The 19,282-nt window shown below is 64.1% G+C and carries 18 protein-coding genes; 11 read left to right on the top strand and 7 right to left on the bottom strand.

The genetic code is table 11. The features are described from left to right. Position 1 precedes the first annotated feature (1 nt). The 5 genes from HNQ39_RS10375 (at position 2) to HNQ39_RS10355 (ending at position 8,144) form a co-directional block, all read left to right on the top strand. Positions 2-3,568, top strand: coding sequence for an ABC transporter permease/M1 family aminopeptidase (locus HNQ39_RS10375; RefSeq protein ID WP_184195008.1), 3,567 nt, complete (start codon positions 2-4; stop codon positions 3,566-3,568). 21 nt (positions 3,569-3,589) lie between these two features. Then, a complete protein-coding gene (locus HNQ39_RS10370) occupies positions 3,590-4,174 on the top strand; it encodes a hypothetical protein (RefSeq protein WP_184195005.1) in 585 nt (194 codons plus the stop codon). Between the two features lie 322 nt (positions 4,175-4,496). Next, a complete protein-coding gene (locus HNQ39_RS10365; protein ID WP_184195001.1) occupies positions 4,497-6,134 on the top strand; it encodes an McrB family protein in 1,638 nt (545 codons plus the stop codon). Further along, positions 6,127-7,677, top strand: a complete 1,551-nt coding sequence (locus HNQ39_RS10360) for a DUF2357 domain-containing protein (protein WP_184194998.1) — start codon at positions 6,127-6,129, stop codon at positions 7,675-7,677. The genes HNQ39_RS10365 and HNQ39_RS10360 overlap by 8 nt, the downstream gene beginning before the upstream one ends. Positions 7,678-7,679: 2 nt before the next feature. Continuing rightward, the gene (locus HNQ39_RS10355) at positions 7,680-8,144 is read left to right on the top strand and encodes an SRPBCC family protein (RefSeq protein ID WP_184194995.1); all 465 of its coding nucleotides are present in this window, start codon (positions 7,680-7,682) and stop codon (positions 8,142-8,144) included. Between the two features lie 72 nt (positions 8,145-8,216). Here HNQ39_RS10355 and HNQ39_RS10350 read toward each other — a convergent pair whose 3' ends face one another. Further along, on the bottom strand, positions 8,217-9,065 hold the full coding sequence (locus HNQ39_RS10350; RefSeq protein WP_184194992.1) for a 2-oxo acid dehydrogenase subunit E2: 849 nt from the start codon (positions 9,063-9,065) through the stop codon (positions 8,217-8,219). Continuing rightward, positions 9,062-9,349, bottom strand: a complete 288-nt coding sequence (locus tag HNQ39_RS10345; protein WP_184194989.1) for a 4a-hydroxytetrahydrobiopterin dehydratase — start codon at positions 9,347-9,349, stop codon at positions 9,062-9,064. Before HNQ39_RS10345 ends, HNQ39_RS10350 begins: the two co-directional genes overlap by 4 nt. 125 nt (positions 9,350-9,474) lie before the next feature. Between HNQ39_RS10345 and HNQ39_RS10340 the strand changes: the two genes are divergently transcribed. Beyond that, the gene (locus tag HNQ39_RS10340) at positions 9,475-11,511 is read left to right on the top strand and encodes a discoidin domain-containing protein (RefSeq protein ID WP_184194986.1); all 2,037 of its coding nucleotides are present in this window, start codon (positions 9,475-9,477) and stop codon (positions 11,509-11,511) included. Between the two features lie 209 nt (positions 11,512-11,720). On the opposite strand, the gene HNQ39_RS10335 is transcribed toward HNQ39_RS10340, so the two are convergent. From HNQ39_RS10335 to HNQ39_RS10320, 4 genes are read right to left on the bottom strand one after another with little or no spacing between them, the layout of a single operon-like run. Continuing rightward, positions 11,721-12,713: a Gfo/Idh/MocA family protein gene (locus HNQ39_RS10335; protein ID WP_184194983.1), complete on the bottom strand. Its 993-nt coding sequence runs from the start codon at positions 12,711-12,713 to the stop codon at positions 11,721-11,723. Positions 12,714-12,721: 8 nt separating this feature from the next. Beyond that, positions 12,722-13,882, bottom strand: coding sequence for a WD40 repeat domain-containing protein (locus HNQ39_RS10330; protein WP_184194980.1), 1,161 nt, complete (start codon positions 13,880-13,882; stop codon positions 12,722-12,724). A 24-nt stretch (positions 13,883-13,906) separates the two neighbouring features. Continuing rightward, complete coding sequence (locus HNQ39_RS10325) at positions 13,907-14,353, bottom strand: hypothetical protein (RefSeq protein WP_184194978.1); 447 nt, start codon at positions 14,351-14,353, stop codon at positions 13,907-13,909. Positions 14,354-14,365: 12 nt separating this feature from the next. Further along, positions 14,366-15,337 (bottom strand): Gfo/Idh/MocA family protein, encoded by a 972-nt coding sequence (locus HNQ39_RS10320; RefSeq protein WP_184194975.1) that lies wholly within the window; start codon positions 15,335-15,337, stop codon positions 14,366-14,368. Positions 15,338-15,496: 159 nt separating this feature from the next. Here HNQ39_RS10320 and HNQ39_RS10315 point away from each other — a divergent pair, with 159 nt between their 5' ends. Then, the gene (locus HNQ39_RS10315) at positions 15,497-16,051 is read left to right on the top strand and encodes an RNA 2'-phosphotransferase (RefSeq protein WP_184194973.1); all 555 of its coding nucleotides are present in this window, start codon (positions 15,497-15,499) and stop codon (positions 16,049-16,051) included. Positions 16,052-16,134: 83 nt separating this feature from the next. Here HNQ39_RS10315 and HNQ39_RS10310 read toward each other — a convergent pair whose 3' ends face one another. Next, positions 16,135-16,608: an ankyrin repeat domain-containing protein gene (locus tag HNQ39_RS10310; protein ID WP_184194970.1), complete on the bottom strand. Its 474-nt coding sequence runs from the start codon at positions 16,606-16,608 to the stop codon at positions 16,135-16,137. Positions 16,609-16,738: 130 nt separating this feature from the next. On the opposite strand from HNQ39_RS10310, the gene trpB reads away from it, so the two are divergent. From trpB to HNQ39_RS10290, 4 genes are read left to right on the top strand one after another with little or no spacing between them, the layout of a single operon-like run. Next, positions 16,739-17,944, top strand: coding sequence for a tryptophan synthase subunit beta (gene trpB / locus HNQ39_RS10305; protein ID WP_184194967.1), 1,206 nt, complete (start codon positions 16,739-16,741; stop codon positions 17,942-17,944). An 8-nt stretch (positions 17,945-17,952) separates the two neighbouring features. Continuing rightward, positions 17,953-18,339, top strand: coding sequence for a hypothetical protein (locus HNQ39_RS10300; RefSeq protein WP_184194964.1), 387 nt, complete (start codon positions 17,953-17,955; stop codon positions 18,337-18,339). Continuing rightward, the gene (locus tag HNQ39_RS30545) at positions 18,336-18,761 is read left to right on the top strand and encodes an HNH endonuclease (protein ID WP_184194961.1); all 426 of its coding nucleotides are present in this window, start codon (positions 18,336-18,338) and stop codon (positions 18,759-18,761) included. Before HNQ39_RS10300 ends, HNQ39_RS30545 begins: the two co-directional genes overlap by 4 nt. 22 nt (positions 18,762-18,783) lie before the next feature. After that, entirely contained in the window at positions 18,784-19,281 is a 498-nt protein-coding gene (locus tag HNQ39_RS10290) for a GtrA family protein (protein WP_184194958.1), read from the top strand. Position 19,282 lies beyond the last annotated feature (1 nt).

Raw genomic sequence — 19,282 nt, 5'->3', positions numbered from 1 at the left:
CATGCGAGCTGTCTATCTCTTCGAGCTGCGCTTCCGCCTGCGCCAGGTCTCGACCTACCTCTTCTTTCTTGTGCTCTTCCTGCTGACCTTTCTCTTTGTCACCACCGATGCGGTCAAGATAGGCGGCGGCGATGGGCAAGTCAAGGTCAACGCCCCGATTGTCCTGAGCCAGATTGTCGGGATCATGGGCGCGTTCGGTGCCGTGATCGCCAGCGCCCTGGTCGGCACCGCGATCTACCGCGACTTCGAGGCGCAGGCCCACGAGCTCTTCTTCACCACACGCCTGAGCCGCGCATCGTACTTCTTCGGGCGGTATCTAGGCGCCTTGACCATCACACTCTTTGTCTTCTCCGGGCTGCTCTTTGGGGTCCTCTTTGGCACCGCCATGCCCTGGGTGGATAAGGCGAGCCTCGGGCCGTTCCGCTTGGAGAGCTATGTCAATGTCTTTTTCACCATCCTGCTCCCCAATGTGCTCTTTCTCTCGGCCCTGTTCTTTGTCTTTGGCACCCTGACCCGCAGCCTGCTGGCGATCTATCTCCAGGGCGTGCTGGTCTTTGTCGGCTGGGCGATCGCGCTAGCGCTGCTGGGCTCGGTCGAGAACCGAATGCTCGCCTCGCTCTTCGACCCCTTCGGGCTGGCCTCGACGGGCGTGGTCACGCGCTACTGGACCCTGGCGGAGAAGAACACGCAGCTCCTCCCACTCACGGGCGCCCTCCTCTACAACCGCCTGCTCTGGCTCGCAGTGGCCGCCACGCTCCTCATGGTCGGCTTCCGCCTCTTCCAGTTCTCCGCCCGAGCCATGACGATCCGCAAAAAGCCCCTCCCACCCACCTCCTCAGAACTCCCCCTCCCTTCGTCCCCGCGAAGCGGGAAACAGAGCGAAGGGAGGGGGCCGGGGGGAGGGATGTCTGGAGGGATGCCAAGCGGCTTCACCGCCCTCCTGCGCTTCTACTTCCGCGACATCGTCCGCAGTGTCCCGTTTCTGGTGATCGCTGCCGCCGGAATGCTGCTGCTCATCACCAACGCCTGGATGGCCGACAAGCTCCTCGACAACACCATCTACCCGGTCACCCGTGTCATGGTCGAGCAGGTCAGCGGCTCGTTCATGCTGTTCTTTCTGATCCTCATCACCTTCTACGCCGGAGAGCTCGCCTGGCGCGAGCGCACCGTCAAGCTGGACCAGATCGCCGATGCCCTGCCTGTGCCCACCTACCGGGTCGCGCTGGCCAAGTTTATGGCGCTACTTCTGGTGCTCGCGCTCCTCACCGGCGGGCTGATTGTCGCGGGGGTCGCCGTGCAGGCGGCCAAGGGCTACTTCCACTTTGAGCTGGGGCTGTATGTCTCCTACCTCTTTGGGACGATCTACCCCACCCTGGTCTGCCTGACCGCGCTGGCGTTCTTTGTCCATACCGTGGTCAACCAGAAGTTTCTGGGCCACACGCTGGTGCTGGTGAGCTTTATCGCCACCCAGGCGCTTCCCAGCATGGGCCTCGACCACAAGCTCTATCTCTTCGGGGACATTCCCACGGTCAAGCTCTCGGACATGAATGGCTTTGGGCCGTTTGTCCAGCCGGTGTTCTGGTTTGCAAGCTACTGGCTGCTGGCATCGGTGCTATTAGTTATCGTCGCCATCAAGCTCTGGGTGCGGGGCAAGGACGACCGCCTGGCGCTGCGCTGGCAGGTGGGGCAGCTTCCCCCCGCGGCGCGGGCTATCGCGGCGGCGTGTGCGGCGGGCTTTGTGGCGATCGGGGGGTGGATCTTTGTCAATACCAATCTCCGCCATACCTACCGCCCTGAGAAGGAGCAGACCAAGCTCCGGGTGGAGTTTGAGCAGAAGTACAAGGCGCGCTACGAGAAAATCCCCCAGCCCCGCATCACCGATGTGGAGCTAGATGTCACCCTCTGGCCCGAGCGTGGGCAGTGGGAGTCCAAGGGAGTCTTTACGCTCAAGAACAAGACCGACAAGCCCGTGACGGAGCTGGTGGTCCAGACCGACCCGGACCTAACGGTCAAGGCGCTCACTCTCGGAGCCCCTGCGACACCGGGGATCACGGACAAGGACCGTGGGTTCCGCACCCTCACCCTCGCCCAGCCGCTCGCACCGGGCGCGACCACGACTCTCGCCTTCACCCTCGCCTACGACAAAGTCGGCTTCTCCAACGGTGAGCCCAACACGGCGATCGCGGCCAACGGAGCCTTTGTCACCATGCCCTGCCCTCAGCTTGGCTACCAGACAGAGGCGGAGCTCAGCGACGAGTCCGAGCGACGGCGGCAGAAGCTGGCCCCCAAGGCGCGTATGGCCCCTGCCAGCGACCAAGAGGCGCGAAAGAACACCTATATCGGCCCCGATGCCGACTGGGTGAGCTTTGCCGCGACCGTCCGCACCGCGCCAGATCAAACCGCGATCGCCCCTGGCTACCTAGAGAAAGAGTGGAGCGAGGACGGGCGCCGCTGCTTCCGCTACAAGATGGACGCGCCCATCCGTCACTTTGTCACCTTTGTCTCGGCACGCTATGCGGTCAAGCGCGACCAGTGGGTGGGCAAAGACGGTAAGAAAGTGGCGCTGGAGATCTTCTACCACCCCGGCCATGAGTACAACCTGGAGCGGATGATGGCGGGGGCCAAGGCCGCCCTGAGCTACTGCTCCGAGAACTTCAGCCCCTACCAGTTCCGCCAGCTGCGCATCCTGGAGTTCCCGGCCTACCAGCAGTTTGCGCAGTCGTTCCCCAACACCGTGCCCTACTCTGAGGGAATCGGGTTTATCCTCAAGGTGGGAACGGAGAAAGACGCGCTGGATATCCCGTTCTATGTCACGGCCCATGAGGTGGCGCACCAGTGGTGGGCGCACCAGGTACTCGGGGGCAATGTCGCGGGCAGTGAGCTGCTCTCCGAGTCGCTCGCGGAGTACAGTGCGCTCCAGACCCTCAAAAAGGCCTACGGCAAAGAGGCACTGGCACGCTTCCTCAAGCTGGACATGGACCGCTATCTGCGCGGTCGCGGCTCCGAGCGCGAGGAGGAGAACCCGCTGACGACCATGCAGCACCAGCAGTACATCCACTACCCCAAGGGCGCGATCGCCTTCTGCGCCCTCGCCGACAGAATCGGGGAGGGAACCCTCAACGCCGCACTGGCCGGCTTTGTGAAGAAGACCGCGTTCCAGGAGCCGCCCTACACGACGGCGCTGGAGCTGATGGAGACCCTGCGCGCCGCCACGCCCTCGACCGACCAGGCCTATCTGAGCGATCTCTTTGAAAAGATCACCCTCTACGACCTGCGCCTCACCGATGCCAAGAAGGAGAAGGTCGGCGGCAAGTGGCGCGTGACTGTCACCTACACCGCTGTCAAGAAGTACGCCGATGGCAAGGGCAACGAGACCGATGCCGGCCCCGCCACGGGGTTTGGGTTCGGGCTCTGGAAAAAAGAGCAGGCGCTCCCTGTGAAGACTGTCACATCCGAGCCCGGGCGTGTCGTCTTAGAAACGGACAGCGCCGAGCCCGACAAGGTGGAGGTCGATCCCCAGCACCTCTATATCGACCGCACGCTCGACGACAACACGAAAAAGCTCTAGAAATCAAAGAGGACAACAACCATGAAGAAACTTAGCATCACCCTTTGCGCCCTATTTTTGACTGGGCTGGCCGCCCACGCCGACGGGAAGGAGAAGCGCTGGCAGCTCCAGCTCGGAGTCGCACGCCCGCTTTCGTCGTCGGGGAAGACCTTCTTGGGCGACAGCCCCGCCTCCAGCATTCTCAGCTACGACCTCGGGGGCTTCAAAGAGGGCACCTGGGGCCTCTATGCGCAGGGAGTCAGCAAGAGCCGCAGCTACGAAAACAGCGCGGGCGACGATGTGAGTAGCAACGAGATGGCGGGAGGGTTTGGATTCCAGTACCGAGTGCGCTCCGCCAGCAACCCGGCCCTCTACTACGGGGTCGGGGTTGGGATCTACAGCCTCAGCACGTCGCTCTCCACCAGCAACACCAGCGGTAAGACCACCACCACCATGACCACCACCACGACATCGTCCGATGTGCTGGGGGGACGTCTCTTTGTCGGGCAGAGCTTTGGCCGCCGCTATGTCGCCGAGCTCGCCTACACCGCGACCGCCTCCCCGCGCCTAGGAACCAACAAGATCAACCCCAGCAACCTCAGCCTCGGGGTCGGCGTGCGCTTCTAAAATACTTCGGAGCTGCCCACATTAACGTGGGCGGCTCCGCTCTGCGGCTGGCGCTTGCGCCACAAAGTCGCTCCGCGACATCAGATAATGAGACAATTACGAGACACAAATACAGCATTTACAGGGCATCCCTTCTAATTTAAACAAATTCCAGAGCTTCAGAGAGAACATAAACCCACTATTTCCTTACTAGAACAAAATCCAAATCCCACAAATACTGTGGCAAATTACCACTTGGACGTGCTATACTATATTCATACTCAACCAGTAAACAGCGATCCGCCGGGGAACGGCGAGATCGTTTTTTTGTTTTAGAGGCCCCATGTCTCTTACCCAAATCCTCCAAGATCTCTGCCAGAGCCGCGCCGCGTGGAACGAACCACCCGCCGCCGTTACCGTCAAAGACCCGCGTGTTCAGGCGACCCTCACCCAGCTTTTGGAGCTCAAGGCGCAGCTCGAGCGAATGCTTCTCCCGGAGTCGTTCTTGCCCTTTACCGTAGAGGTCTCCGTAGGGCGAGGCAAGGCGGTCAAGGTGCCTTGGCTCTGCATCCTGGGACCGGAGCAAAAGATCCAAGAGGGCTTCTACCTGGCTGTCAGTGTCGAGCCGCACGGGCGCGGGCTGGTAGCCGGGATCATGAAGTCGGCGACCCATCCCCCGGAGGTGCTCCTCAGCACGCAGAAGCGCACGCCGCTCCCCGAGAGCGCGCTGGATGTCGACAGCCCCACCTACCGCTTCAACGATGCCTTCCACAACCCGCAGGAGTTCTTTGCCGAGACCCTCGACGGCGAGAGCTTCCTTGCCCACCTGCGCGAGAGCCTGCGCCTCTACACCGAGCTCCTCACCGAGGACCAGCCCGAGCCGATCTACCGCCGCAAGGGCCGCAAGCCGACAGTCAGTGCAAGGCCTATCGCTCCAGCAGTTGTCCGCGAGCCCGAGGTGGCCTATACAGCGACGGCGGATATGACCGGGCTCGTGCCTGCGTTTCGGAGCGCCTGCACGGCAGTCGGGCTGCACTACAGCGAGGCGCGGCTCACGGCGTTCTTCGCCGCCCTGCGCGCCAAGCCCTTTGTGATCCTGGCAGGGCTCTCGGGCTCGGGGAAGACACGGCTGGCGCAGGCGCTGGCACGCTGGCTCGGTGCGCCTTATGCTTTGGTGGCGGTCGGGCCGGACTGGACCAGCCGCGACCCCCTGCTCGGCTACCCCGATGCGCTCGATCCCAGCCGCTATGTCACGACACCCGCCCTGGAGCTCCTGCGCGCCGCCAACCAGCAGCCCGACCTGCCCCACTTCCTGATCCTCGACGAGCTCAACCTCAGCCCGATCGAGCGCTACGGTGCCGACCTGCTCTCCGCGATGGAGTCGGGCGAGGCGATTTTTCTAGGCGGAGCCCCCCCGGAGACTCTGGCTTGGCCGCGTAATCTCTTTCTGATCGGCACAGTCAATATCGATGAGACCACGCACCCACTCTCGCCCAAGGTGCTGGATCGGGCGAGTGTCCTGACGGTCGATAGCGCCAACCTGGCCACCCTCCTCGACAACCCGACTCCCGTCCGCCCTGAGCTGCTCGCCGGCCAAGGGAGCAGCTTCGGCACGACACTTCTCTCGCCCCTCCCGAGCCCATCGGGGCTGGGAAAGGAGAAAGCAAGCCTCCTGCGCCTCAGCGAGACCCTCACCCCCCACGACCTTGGCTTCGGCCTGCGTACCGCCACGGAGATCCTGCGTTTCTGCACCGCCTACCAGCAGCTCCAGTGGGATGACCAGGTCGACATGGCACTCGATACCGCGCTCTGCCTGAAGATCCTCCCCCGCCTCCATGGCTCCCAGCGACGCCTCGCGCCCGCCTTGGATGCCCTGCTCACCCTCGCCCAGGCCCAGGACTGGCCCCAGACCACCGCCGCCCTCCGCACCCTCCAAGCCCGGCTCCTGCGCGATGGCTTCGGGGGCTACGCCTTTGAGTAACCCCCACACCCTTATATTTCCCCCGCTTGCGGGGGGCAGGGGGCAGGCGGGGGGCGGGGGGCAGCTCATCCTCTACTCCGACTCCCTCCAGCAAATCTCCCCCACCGAGGCGTCCGCCTTCGGCGAGGAGCCCGTGCAGCTCCGGGAGAACGGGGTGGCGGAGTGGGCTCTGTCGGGTGCCCCCCACGGCTGGCGGCTCCGCGACGGTGGCCCTGTCCAGCGTAGCCGCACCAACCCGCACACGGGCACCCTCACGGCGGGCAACGAAGCCGGCTTACTGACTCTGGTGCTGGAAGACGAAACGGGTAGAGAGAGAGCCCGTGTGGGACTGGAGATTGTCTCGACCAAGCTCTCCTACCGCACGGACTTTCGCCTCCTGCTCGAAGCGATTGCACGGCGCGCCACCGACCTGCTCCTGCGCCAGCGCACCGATATCACCTCACCCGTGACCCCCAGCGAGCAGACCGACCCCGCCCGTCTCACCGAGCGCTTTTTTCTCCTGCGTGGCCTGCTGGAGAGCGGGGAGTTTCAGCAAGCGCTCGCGCGTATCCTCGCCGACCCGCACCGCGTGCTGACCCCGGAAACGGAGCAGCAGCCCCTCAGTCGTGCACGGCGGCTCACGCCCCGTGCGGTGCGCTGGCTCGCCACGGCCACACCACGCCAGCCTGTCCCCGCAGGGCACCGGCTGGCAGAGCGCGGCCTGACCACGGTCCCGCAACAGCTCCCCCACACCCACCCCACCGAGACCTACGACACCCCCGAGAACCGCTTCGTCCGCCATGCCCTGAGCCAGCTCCTGCACGCACTGGAGGAGTGCTGCGTCACCGAGCGCCTCAAGCGTGAGGCACGTGGGCTCATCCACCGGCTGGAGCGTGCTCTGGCGCACCCGGTTTTCGCCGAGGTCGGGGCCTTAACGCAGATTCCCGTCTCCAGCAAGCTCTGGGAGCGGCGCAGCGGCTACCGTGAGCTCTACCGCACCTGGCTCGCCGCCCAGCAAGCACTCCGGCTCTCCTGGGACGGTGGTCAGGCGGTCTTTGGGGCGGGCCGGCGCGATGTGGCAACGCTCTACGAGTACTGGTGCTTCTTCGAGGTCGCTGAGGCGGTGGAGAGCGTGTTTGGGGTCGCGCTCCCCTACGACAAGCTCCTTACGCCCGCCCGCGATGGCACCGCACTCACCCTGCGCCGGGGCACCGAGCTACGCCTGGAGACCCCGACTCTCTGCCTAACCTACAACCCCACCCTCACCACTTGGACCCGTCCGGTGCGCCCCGATATCACCCTGGAGCTGGGCAAGACGCGTATTCACTTCGATGCCAAGTACCGCCTCACGAGCCACGACGATGCCCTCACCGACGATCTCCTGACGATGCATGCCTACCGCGATGCCATCCCCGGCACGCTCGCCGCAGTCGCGCTCTATCCCGGCACCAAGACCCGCTGGTGGCCCACCCCAAACGGCGGCGGTGGCCTCGGTGCCCTCCCGCTGGCTCCGGGGCATCCGCAAGGTGCTCTAGAAGACTTTCTGCATCGGATAGAATATTAACCGTGTCTTCACCTATCCGTCGCCAGTACCAGCTTTTTATCGAGCGCCCCCCCGAGGCGGTCTTTGCCTTTGTCACCGAGCTCAGCAACCACGCACGCGTCTGCCCCGATGACCAGAAAGAGACGGCGACGGGGATCGCGGAGCAAGTGGGCGCGCTGGTGCTCTTCCGGGGCGGCCCCTGGGGCGATATCACCGCGACCGTCAGCGAGCGCGAGGAGCCACGTGTCTTTGCGATCCAGCAGGTCGAGGGGCCGTTTGCGAGCTGGACCCACCGCTACAAGTGCTCGACCTACCCCAACGGGACCCTCCTCAACGAGCAGTTCGAGTACACGCTCAAGGGCCTCGCGATCGCCAAGGAGCGCCTCCCCAGCACGACCAAGCTCTGGGACGACTGGGTGCGCTACCGCCAAGGCGAGACCAAGCGGATTCTGGAGCGTATCGGGCGCATCAAAGGCCCCGGCGCCTAGGCCAAGCCCTCATGGACGAGGGGGCACCGCTTCGCTGCTGGCGCGAGCGCCGCAAAGTCGCTCCGCGACAGGTTAAATAAAGAGGAAGCGGGTCTCTTCTAGGTTGCGCTGGACTTCTTTAAGAAACGCAGTGGCGGCGAAGCTGTCCACCACGCGCGGGTCGTGGGCGAGGGTGAGCACTCCCGTGGAGCCGAGATACAGGTGCGCCGTCTGTGGGGTGTGCAGGATCGGGGTCTGGGTGAGCGCCTCGCCAAGCGTGAGCGTGAAGGTGGCCTGGGTCGGCGGTAGGTTGTGAGGAGCTTCGAGGGCACGTGCAAGAGCGAGGACACTCTGCCGGTCCGCATCCACTATCACGGGAAAGGTGCCGTCGGGCTGGGGCAGGCAGACATGAATATCTTGACGGAGCCGGATATCGTCGGGGGCGAGCCAAGCGGCGTTGCAGCGGGGATGTGCCTTGAGCGCGGCCGCAACCGCGGCGAGAAAGAACGCGACGCGGGGTGCGCCGGTCTTTTCCTGCAAGCGCTGCACCTCGGTGAGATGGACTGCGAGAGTGGTGTACTGGTGCGGCACAAGCGCAAGGGCGGCGGCATGGTGCCGGGCGATTTGCTGCTCACGCTCAGTGGGGAGGAGCCTAGTCTCGGGGCCGACCGGAACATAGTCCGGCTCGGGGGCGCTCGTTGTCTTCACCTCGGTGACACCGGCTAGCACCGCAAGTGGCTCGCCCGCCTCGACCGCCTCGGCCTCCAGAACCGCTTTCTTGAAGAGCACGCCGTAGACCGGGGAGACGAGGGAGAGCTCCGTGCCGTCGGTCTTTCGCAGGCGTAGCAACGGCTCGCCCTGCGCGACAAACTGCCCGATACTGCGCTCCCACCCCGCGACCGTGGCGACTCCCTCGTGCTCCGCTAGGACCGTAAACTTCACGCGGCTATTGTATCGGCCTGTGCGGCCAGCGCGAAGTCCTTCTCCGTCAGCCCCCCCGAGTCGTGGGTCGTGAGCGCAAGAGTCACTTTGTTGTAGCGAATGTCGATATCTGGGTGGTGGTCCGCCGCCTCCGCGGCGTCGGCCACGGCGTTGACAAAGCGCATCGCGGCAACAAAGTCCGGGAACGTGAAGGTGCGGGAGATCCTACCGTTCTCTAGGCTCCAGCCCGCACGGAGCGCCAGCGCCGCTTGCACCGCGGCATCGGTTAGTTTTGGGGTGCGCATGCTCACAGTGTACCCGGGTTACCGTAGGGACGCAGTTGATGTAGGGACGCAAGCACCCGGACAACGAGTGTCCGGGCGTTGAGCGTTGGGCATCGGGCACTTTGACAGCGGGTATACTCTCTCCCGTGCCACGACTCACCCCCCCGACAGCGACCGTCACCATTGCTCTCTCGACCCGAAAACCCACCGCGATTTTTCGCCCAAACGTGGCCTTTGGTGCGGGGGTAGATGGTGCCGACCAAGGCATCACCGACCGTGTCTACCGGCCTGAGGTGGTGCGTCAGATGCGCGCGATGGGCCTGCCGCGCCTGAGCTACCGCCTCCGCACCGAGCTGGCGATCCAGGCCTGGCACTGGAACCCCGAGGGCACCTGGAGCGAGCCACAGACCCGCTCCGGGTACTGGACCTCTTCCTCGAGCGTGAGCGCCCCCTCCGGCGGAATTGCCAAGAGCTGGGGCTACCGCCTGCCACGGCGCGGCAACACGATCGACCAAGCCAACGACGATGGCTACTCGCGCCTGACCGACGGCGACCCGCGCTCGTTCTGGAAGAGCAATCCCTACCTGGACCGGGTCTACACCCACGAGCCCAACGCCGCGCACCCGCAGTGGGTCGTGGTCGATCTGGGGCGCTTTGTCGCGGTACGGAGCCTGCGCCTGCACTGGGCCACCCCCTACGCCACACACTTCCGGGTGGAGTACGCACTCGGGGCGGAGACCTTTGAGCAGACCTTCGAGGAAGCAACCACCTGGCAAGTCTTCCCCAAGGGGATCATTGAAAACGGCACAGGCGGCGTGCAGACCATCGCCCTTGGCTCGATTCCCCAGAAGGTGCGCTTCCTACGGCTCTGGCTTTTAGAGCGCAGCGAGCCCACGACGCCCCCCGCCGATCCGCGCGATGCCTGTGGCTACGCGCTCCACTCTCTCGATGTGCAAGATCACAAGGGCCGCGAGCTGGTGCGCCATGCACCCCACCACGACAAGCAAACCCCGACTTGGGCCTCGTCCACCGATCCCTGGCACCGCGCCGTTGACCGCGATAAAGACACCGAGCAGCCCGGTCTCGACACCGTGGTCGCCAGCGGGCTGACATCGGGGCTCCCGATGCTCACGCCCGTCAGCGTGGTCTACGACACCCCCGAGAACGCGCTGGCCCTGCTGCGCTATCTTCGTGAGAACAAGCTGCCTGTGACACACTTGGAGTTGGGGGAAGAGCCCGACGGTCAGTACATCACGCCGGAGGACTACGGGGCGCTCTATCTCCAGTGGGCACGTGCCCTCCACGCCGCCGACCCGCAGCTCACCCTGGGTGGCCCAAGCTTCCAGACCGCGGTCGAGGGCTGGATCCACTGGCCCGACTCCCACGGCGACCGCGCCTGGTACCGCCGCTTCCTGCGCTACCTCAAGGGCCACGGTGCCGAGGAGCTCTTTGGCTTCTTTACGTTTGAGTGGTACCCCTTCGACGCGCTGGACCTCGACCCCGCCAAGCAGCTCAAGCAGCACCCCAAGCTCCTCGACGATGCCCTCGCCAAGCTCCAGAGCGAGGGGCTGAGCCGCAAGATTCCCTGGATGATCTCCGAGTACGGCTGGTCGCCCTTTGCCGCCCGCGCCGAAGTCGATCTGCCGAGTGCACTCCTCAATGCCGAGATTGTCGCACGATTTCTGCTACGCGGCGGGACGACGGCCTATCTCTACGGCTACGAGCCCGCGACACTGCTCAAAGAGAAAGACATGAAGGGCGCGAGCTGGGGCAACCTCACCCCGTTTCTCGCCGACGACGAAGGGAAAATCGTAGCACGGCTCCCCGCCTACTGGAGCGCCTACTTGCTCACGCAGGTCTGGGCACAGCCCGGCGAGCAGCCCCACCAGCTCTACGAGGCCACGGCATCCCACCCCGATGTGGGAGTCTATGCCGTCAAGCGCCCCGACAGCCGCTGGGCGCTGCTCCTGCTCAACCGGGACCGGAGGCGCACCTACCGCCTCCCGCTCCCCGACGGCCCCCACTGGCAAGACACCTGGCGCTACAGCGACGCGGAGTACGCCTGGAAAGACGCCGGGGAGAAGAGCCGCCCCCGCCGCAGCCTCCCTCCGACAAAGCGCATGGTCACAGGCCAAGCCATAGAGCTACCCCCGTTCTCGCTCAGTGTTGTGCGGAGCGTTTAGCGGCTTTTTGCCTACCCCCGGCCACTCTGCCTCCCCCTGCCGCTTAGACGGCTTTCCCCCTCCGGCTCCGCGAAGGGGGAGGTTTGGTGCATCACGCCTTCCGCGAAGCCCACGCCCCGAGAGCGCAGGATATCAGGAGCTCTGCGCGTCCTCGGGACGCTCCCAACTCTGTGCCGGGTATTTCAATGCCCGGCACATTGCCCCACAGGTTAGCGCCGTACCACCAGCGCAGGCTGGTGGGTGGTGACACTCTTGTAGGCCGCCTCGACCACTTCTACGGCACGGAGGCCGTCGATTCCCGACGCGAGCATTTTGTGCGATGCCTCGTCGCCCTGGCAGGCGCGGACAAAGGCGGTCACCATCCCGGCATCGATATTGCTGCCCCAGTTCTGGTAGCTGACCTTATTGGTCTTGTCCGAGTAGAGAACAGACTCTTGCGCGAACATGTCCATCTCGATCACGCCCTTGGTGCCGACCACGCTCATCGTCACATTGCCCCAGGTAGGGAAGGACTTCGGGCGGGACCACGATGCATCAAGGCTGGCGTAGATGCCGCTCTCAAAGGTGATCGTCGAGATCCCCGCGTCGTCGTAGTCCGAGTGCGCGAAGGCGTTGCTGGCCTCGCAGTAGACCTCGCGGGCTTCGTCGTTGAGCAGGGCGCGGAGCAGGTCGGTCACATGAACCGTGTGGTCCATCACCGCGCCGCCGCCGGAGAGCTTGGTGTCGATAAACCAGCCGCCGGGGCACATTCCCTGGTTGGTGCAGCGCGCCGCCAGCACCTCGCCCAGGTCGCCGTTCTCGACCGCGCTCTTGAGCTGCCAGAACGCTGGGGAGAAGCGGCAGGGAAACGCGGTATAGAGGTGCACGCCCGCCTTGGCGCAGGCATCCACCATAGCTTTGGCATCGTCGGCATCGGGCGCGAGGGGCTTCTCGGAGATCACGTGCTTGCCCGCTGCCGCCGCCGCCTCGGTGAGGGCACGGTGCTTGACGTTCTCCGAGCAGATCACCACAGCGTCCGACGCGTCCAGCAAGCCCTCCAGGGTCTCGTAGGCCGCGATCCCAAAGCCCGCCGCCCGCTGGTCCTTACGCGCCGTGTCGTCGTCCCAGAGCCCCACGATCTGCGCCTCCGACGAGCCACGCAGGCCCGCGACATAGGCCCCAGCGTGCATGTGCGCCGTCGAGAGAATTCCAATTTTCAGCATAGTTGTTCTTAGTCCCGCTCAAAGAAATACACAGAGTGAAAGTCATGTAGCAGCAAGCGCTTGCCATCCTCCGAGCACGCCGCGTGGGCATCGCCATAGTAGCGCTGGAGGTGGCTGGGAAACGAGACCGGGAGGAAGAGCCACTGTGCTTGCCCTGTCAAATCCACCACTCCCGCCTCGGTGTCGCCCGCAAAGATAAGATAGTTTGTCCCCGGAAGAAAGCGTAGCGTCCCACCCCGTCCAGGGTAGTGGATCGCTTCATCGCCCCAGCTCGTAGGAGTGTCTCTAAAGATCGCAGGAAGGTCGCCGCCCTGGCGAACTGCCCGGCCATCGGTGACGCGACGAACGTAGTAGCGGCCGTCGCGATCGAGGCCTGCGACGAACTGGCCATCGGGCGAGTAGGTAAGTGAGCCGGTGCCAGGAACCCAAAACACACTCGGTTGCTGTGTATTGACGTCCCAGAGCTGGAGGACACTCTGGTGCTGCACCACCCCGCCCAGCGCCAGCTGGTCTCCCTGCGGCGAGAAGCTCAGCGAGTCGATCCGATCATCATATGTCCCTGTGCCCACAAGAGGAATCTGAGCGCGCTGCGCCCCGGTCTTGGTATCGATCAGAGTGGCAGTTCTTCCCCCTGTCACGAAGGCCAAGAGCTGGCTATCGGGTGAGTAGGCAGCACGGCACCACGGGTTACTGGGATGATCTGCAACCGCGAGCAGGCTGGTCTGCATCTGGGTCAGGTCGAGCCGATACAGCTTGCCCTCCGGCAGATCGGTCGCGTAGACAAGCTCCTTGCCACTGGGTGCCACCCGCAGGAGATAGACCGGGGCCTTGACTGAGAAGCGGTGCTCGACGGCCTTGGCTGTCGCATCCCGAATCTCAAGAAAGGCCTCACCGTCGTCCCGGGTCAGCCCCACGACAACTCGGTTATCGGGGAGCATCGCAAGAGCCGTCGGGCGGCCGGGGAGCGCAACCGATCCCACACGCCGGAGCTTGCCCTGGGAGCGAGCCGCACCGAGAGCCTGTATCGACCGTGGGTTCTTGGTGCGCTTTACGGAAGGAAGACGAAGCGAGTAGGCCACCAGCAGAGTCCCGGTCAGGAGGGCAGTACTCGCCAGGAAACCTAAGGCAATAAGTTGACGGCGTCGTGTTGAGGAGTTGTGGGAAAACATCGTCATGGTTCCTTGGGGCCCTGCTTAGCGGGTCAGGGTGTACGGCCCCTCGCCTTTTTTCTGTCCGGTGATAGGGTCGAGCACCATGACGTGGTCTGAGAGCTGCGCCAGCGCTTGGCCGGGAACACGGCGCATTCTCAGGACATGCACCAGCACCTCACTCCCGCCGGGCGTGAAGCGCACGCCTTGGATACTGCTGTCGCGGTAGAGCGCCAGCGGCTTACCGGTGTTCCGATCCCGCAAGACAACCTGTCCTCCCTTAAACGCCACCTCGCGGGTCCCGTCCGGGGAGAGAGCCACCTGCCCAAAGCTCGCGGTGGAGAGGAGGTTGGGGCGCGGGGACACCGCCCGAGGACGTAGCCGGAGGGTGCTGCCGAGCACGAGCGCCAGCGTGACTCCCGAGACCGCGGCGAGCCCCGTGGCAAGCTGCTGGCGGCGGCGGGTGTAGGGGTTAGGGGAGAACGAGAACATAGTCATAGCTCCTTAGAGTGCGATCGCGCGGCCTGTCTTCAACGACTCTCGGGCGGCGGCGGCGACCGCGACCGCTGCCCGTCCTTCGTCTGCGGTCACGGCAAGCGGACCGCCCTCCGTGATGGCCTTGGCAAAGGCGGCAATCTGCTGGTCGTAGGGGTCGTCCTCGGGGATCAGCGGGCGGCCGGTGCCGGTGCGGGTCTCGGTCCGAAAGCTCAGCGAGACCTCCTTGCGCGAGTCGTGGGAGAGGAGCCCCGCATCGCCCGCGATCTCAAAGGTCGCCCCGCCGCCCTTGGGATCGGCCCAGGTTACCTCGGTGTGGCTGATCGCACCGCTGGCGTGCCGTAGCGTGAGCAGCGCGTGGTCGAGCCGCTCAAACCCGCGCTCGGTGAGGCCCTTGGCGTAGACCCGCACCACCGGTCCAAAGGTCCAGAGGAGCCAGTCGATATCGTGGACGGCGAGGTCAAAGAGAATCCCCCCCGACTGTGCCTCGTCGCCAAACCAGCTCGACCAGCCGGGAAAGCCCCCGCCGCGCCGGGTGCGCACCACGGCGGGGTTGCCCACCGCGCCGCTCTGCACCAAGCGATGCGCACTAGCGAACTCGGAGAAGAAGCGCACCACCTGCGCCACCGAGAGCAGCTTGCCCGCCGCTTTTGCTGCCGCGATCATGGAGTCGCAGTCCTCTGCGCTCAGCGCCATCGGCTTCTCACAGAGCACATGGCACCCCGCCGCCAGCGCCTGCTCTGTGACACTTTTATGGAGCGCACTGGGCAAGCAGACACTCACCGCGTCCACGCCCGACGCCAGTAGCGCCTCCACCGAGCTAAATGCAGTGGCTCCAAACTTACCCGCGAGCGCCTCCGCCTTGGACAAATCCACATCCGCGATCCCTGCGAGCGTAAAGCCCTCGGCCTTTGCCCAGCCCCGCGCGTGGGTCGAGCCCATCCCGCCCGCCCCAATCACTCCTGCCTTGAGTTTGGTCATGTCTTGATTATGCCACGCTTGGTGGCACCTCGCGAGATTTTTCCCTAAATTCGAGCGGCAATTTCAGATTTGTGATAAATTGACACGAACAAAAAAGAACAATACCCGTGGTAAGGCGGTGCGCTGCCTTAAACGCGAGCCACGGAAAAGGAAAAATACATGAACGACGAACGACTCGTCAAGGTTAGCAAGTACCTCTCCAAGCACCTCCGGCACCAGCCCGAGCGCCTGGGCCTCACCCTCCAGCCCGGCGGCTGGGTCGGGGTGACGGAGCTGTTGGCCGCGTGCACCCGCAACCGCTTCCCCATCTCCCGCGCCCAGCTCGACGAGGTCGTGGCGCAGAACGACAAGCAGCGCTTTAGCTTCGATGAGACCGGCGAGCGCATCCGCGCCAACCAGGGGCACTCGGTAGAAGTCGATCTCGCACTGGTGGCCCAGACCCCGCCGGCGACTCTCTACCACGGCACGGGCGCAGGCAGTGTGGAGACCATTCGGCACGAGGGCTTGCAGAAGATGCAGCGCCACCATGTCCACCTCTCCCCGGACCTGGAGACCGCACGGCGTGTCGGGGCGCGACACGGCAAGCCGCATCTCTTTACGGTCGATACCCAGGCCATGCACGCCGCCGGCTATCTCTTCTACTGCTCCGACAACGGCGTCTGGCTCACCGACCACGTCCCCGCCACGTTCCTCCACGACACCGTGGCGTCATGAACGACGCGGGCTCCGCTGCGCTTCTGGCGCGGGGCGCCGCAAAGTCGCTCCGCGACAGGGGAGTGGGAGTAGTAGGAGTGGGGTTAGGCGAAGATGTCCCAGTTTTGGGCGGTTGCCATTCGCCGGGGTGTGGTGCCGAATTGATCGTAGACGAGGTCAGGGTCGGCACCAAACTCCACCAGGAGCCGCACGAGCGCTTCGTCTTTCTTCACCAGAGCAAGCACGAGGGGCAACACTCCCTCGACGACTAAGTTAGGATTGACTCCGGCTTCCAGAAGAACCCGCGCGGTTGTGGCATCCTGGGCAACAAGGGCGCTTGCCAGAGGCGCATGTTCCTCGCCCGGCACTGCGTCTACCACTGCCCCACGCTCTGCCAGCAGCTTCACCACGGGCGCGTTTCTCCCCATCAGCGCCACCCGGAGTGGTGTCAGAGAGAGTGCAGGGGTAGAGGGTACCAGCGACGCATTGACATCGATTTCCTCATGCTCCAGCCACGCCGCCACCTCATCGGGCGTGCCTTCTTGCAAGATCCTACCCACTTCTTTGCTGTACTTCATCGACAACCTCCTTGAATGTGTTGCTCACTTTATCGCATCAACATGTCGCGGAGCGACTTTGTGGCGGCACGCCAGCAGCGAAGCGGTGCCCGTGTCGTCCCTGACACCCGGCACCGGGTAGAATGGGAGTATGGAAACCTTCGTCTCTGCTGCCGATAAGCTCGGGCACTTTGGCCCGTTTGGGGGGCGCTACGTCCCGGAAACCCTGATTCCCGCGCTGGAAGAGCTTGCGCAGGCGTGGCAGGACGCGCTGGCGGACCCGGAGTTCGACCGCGAGTTCCACTACCACCTCAAGAACTTTGTGGGCCGGGAGACCCCTCTCACGTTTGCCGAGGGGCTGACCCGTGAGCTGGGCGGGGCGAAGATCTACTTAAAGCGCGAGGATCTCTGCCACACCGGGGCGCACAAGATCAACAACACGATTGGGCAGATCCTGCTGGCACGGCGTATGGGCAAGCCACGCATCATCGCCGAGACGGGCGCGGGGCAGCACGGCGTGGCGACGGCGACTGTCTGTGCCAAGTTTGGCTTTCCCTGCATTGTCTACATGGGCGCGGTCGATGTCGAGCGGCAGGCGCTCAATGTCTTTCGCATGAAGCTGCTCGGAGCCGAGGTTCGCCCCGTGACCAGCGGCACCGCGACCCTCAAAGACGCCGGCAATGAGGCGATGCGGGACTGGATCGCCAATGTCCGGGACACGCACTATATTCTGGGCTCCGCGGTCGGGCCGCACCCGTTCCCCTCGCTCGTGCGGGACTTCCAGAGCGTCATCGGCAAGGAAACACGGGCGCAGATGCTGGAGGTCGAGGGCCGCCTCCCGGATGTCGTGGTCGCGTGTGTGGGGGGCGGGAGCAACGCCATGGGCATGTTCCACCCCTTTGCGGGTGACACATCGGTCAAGCTGGTCGGGGTTGAGGCGGCGGGCGCGGGAGTCAACACCGACAAGCACGCCGCGACCATCACCATGGGCCGTCCGGGGGTGTTCCAGGGTGCCAACACGTACTTGCTCCAAGACGAGTGGGGGCAGATTCAGGAGGCGCACTCCATCAGCGCGGGCCTCGACTACCCCGGAATCGGCCCCGAGCACTCGTCGTTTAAGCTCCGAGGCCGCGCCGAGTATGTGGCGGTGACAGACACGGAGGCGCTCGATGCGCTGGGCTGGGTCTCCCGTGTCGAGGGGATTCTCCCCGCGCTCGAGACCGCCCATGCCTTCGCTCATGTCCGCAAGCTCGCCCCCACCCTCTCCAAAGACACCATTCTCGTCGTCTGCCTCTCCGGGCGCGGCGATAAAGATGTCAATACCGTCATGAAGGCACTGGAAAACGTCGCAGGATAACTACGCACATGGCACTAACCATCCCCGCGGAAACCGAGTCCCTCTTGCGAGCGGAAGAAGCCAGGACAGGTGTCCCTGCCGTAGAGCTTCTCCGTCAGGCGGTAAAGGCCAAGTTCGCCACAGCTCCGAATCCTCCGAGCGATGAGGAGCTCCTACGTCGGGCCACACAAGAGCTCTCAGAGAGTTTCTGGGTGCGCTACCGCGCACTCGTCGTAAAGCAAAAATCCGAAACCATCACTGAGCTGGAGCGTGGGGAGCTGATTGCCGTTGTCCGCCAAGCTAACGAGTGGCACAATGAGCGTTTGGAAGCTGCCATTGCTCTGGCCAAGCGGCGAGAGATCCCCTTCGCACAGCTCAAGCAAGAGCTTCATCTTGAGCCGGTAGTTGTGGAATGACCGAGCGCCTACGGCAAGCCGTCCGGGAACGTGCCCATGGCCACTGCGAGTACTGTCTAGCGCCCGACGATCACTCCTCGGCATCGTTCACGATTGATCATTTACAGCCTCGTTCCGCGCACGGCTCAGATGACCTTGCAAATCTCGCCTGGTGCTGCTGGAACTGCAATAGTCATAAAGCTGCTGCGTTAACGGCACTTGACCCTCAGACGAATCAGAACGTCCCTCTCTTTCATCCGCGTCGGGACACTTGGAGCGAGCACTTCCGCTGGGATGAGGAGCAGGTGCATATCGAGGGAATTACCCCGATAGGACGAGCAACCGTTGAACGTCTCCAGATGAACGAGCCTGCGATTGTAAACCTGCGCCGCCTCCTGATGCTTATTGATCGCCATCCCCCGTTGCTAGGAAGCTCGCAATAAGCGGAGGTGCTATACTGAGGGCGTGATCCTCCACGCCCTCCGCGAGCGCCCCGGCTTGACACAGCTTGTCAAGTTCTGTATCGTGGGCGGTTCCTCCACCATCATCGACTTTGGGATCTACAACTTCCTCTTGGGGGTAGGGCTCTCGACTCTCCTGGCGCTGACGGTCGCCTTTCTCGCGGGGGTCGCCAATAGCTTCCACTGGAACCGGCGCTGGACCTTCCGCGCCACCCAAGGCGACCAGGGGAAGCAGATCTCTCGGTTTCTAGCCGCCAATGGGATCGGCTGGCTCCTCAACCTGATTGTCACGACTCTGGCGCTCGTGCTGGCGGCGCACTGGCACCTGACCAATGCCCACCACACCCCACAAGAGACCCTCCACCTCGTGCTCTACCGGGCGGCCAACGATACGCAAGGCTTCACCCGTCAGGCGCTCAATGCCGCCAAGCTCTGCGCCACGTTTGTGGTCCTAGGCTGGAACTTTGTCGCGGCCAAGTTTTTCACGTTCAAAGAAGGATAAC

Source organism: Armatimonas rosea, from assembly GCF_014202505.1.
GTDB lineage: Bacteria > Armatimonadota > Armatimonadia > Armatimonadales > Armatimonadaceae > Armatimonas > Armatimonas rosea.
This window is presented reverse-complemented; position numbering and strand designations above follow the sequence as displayed.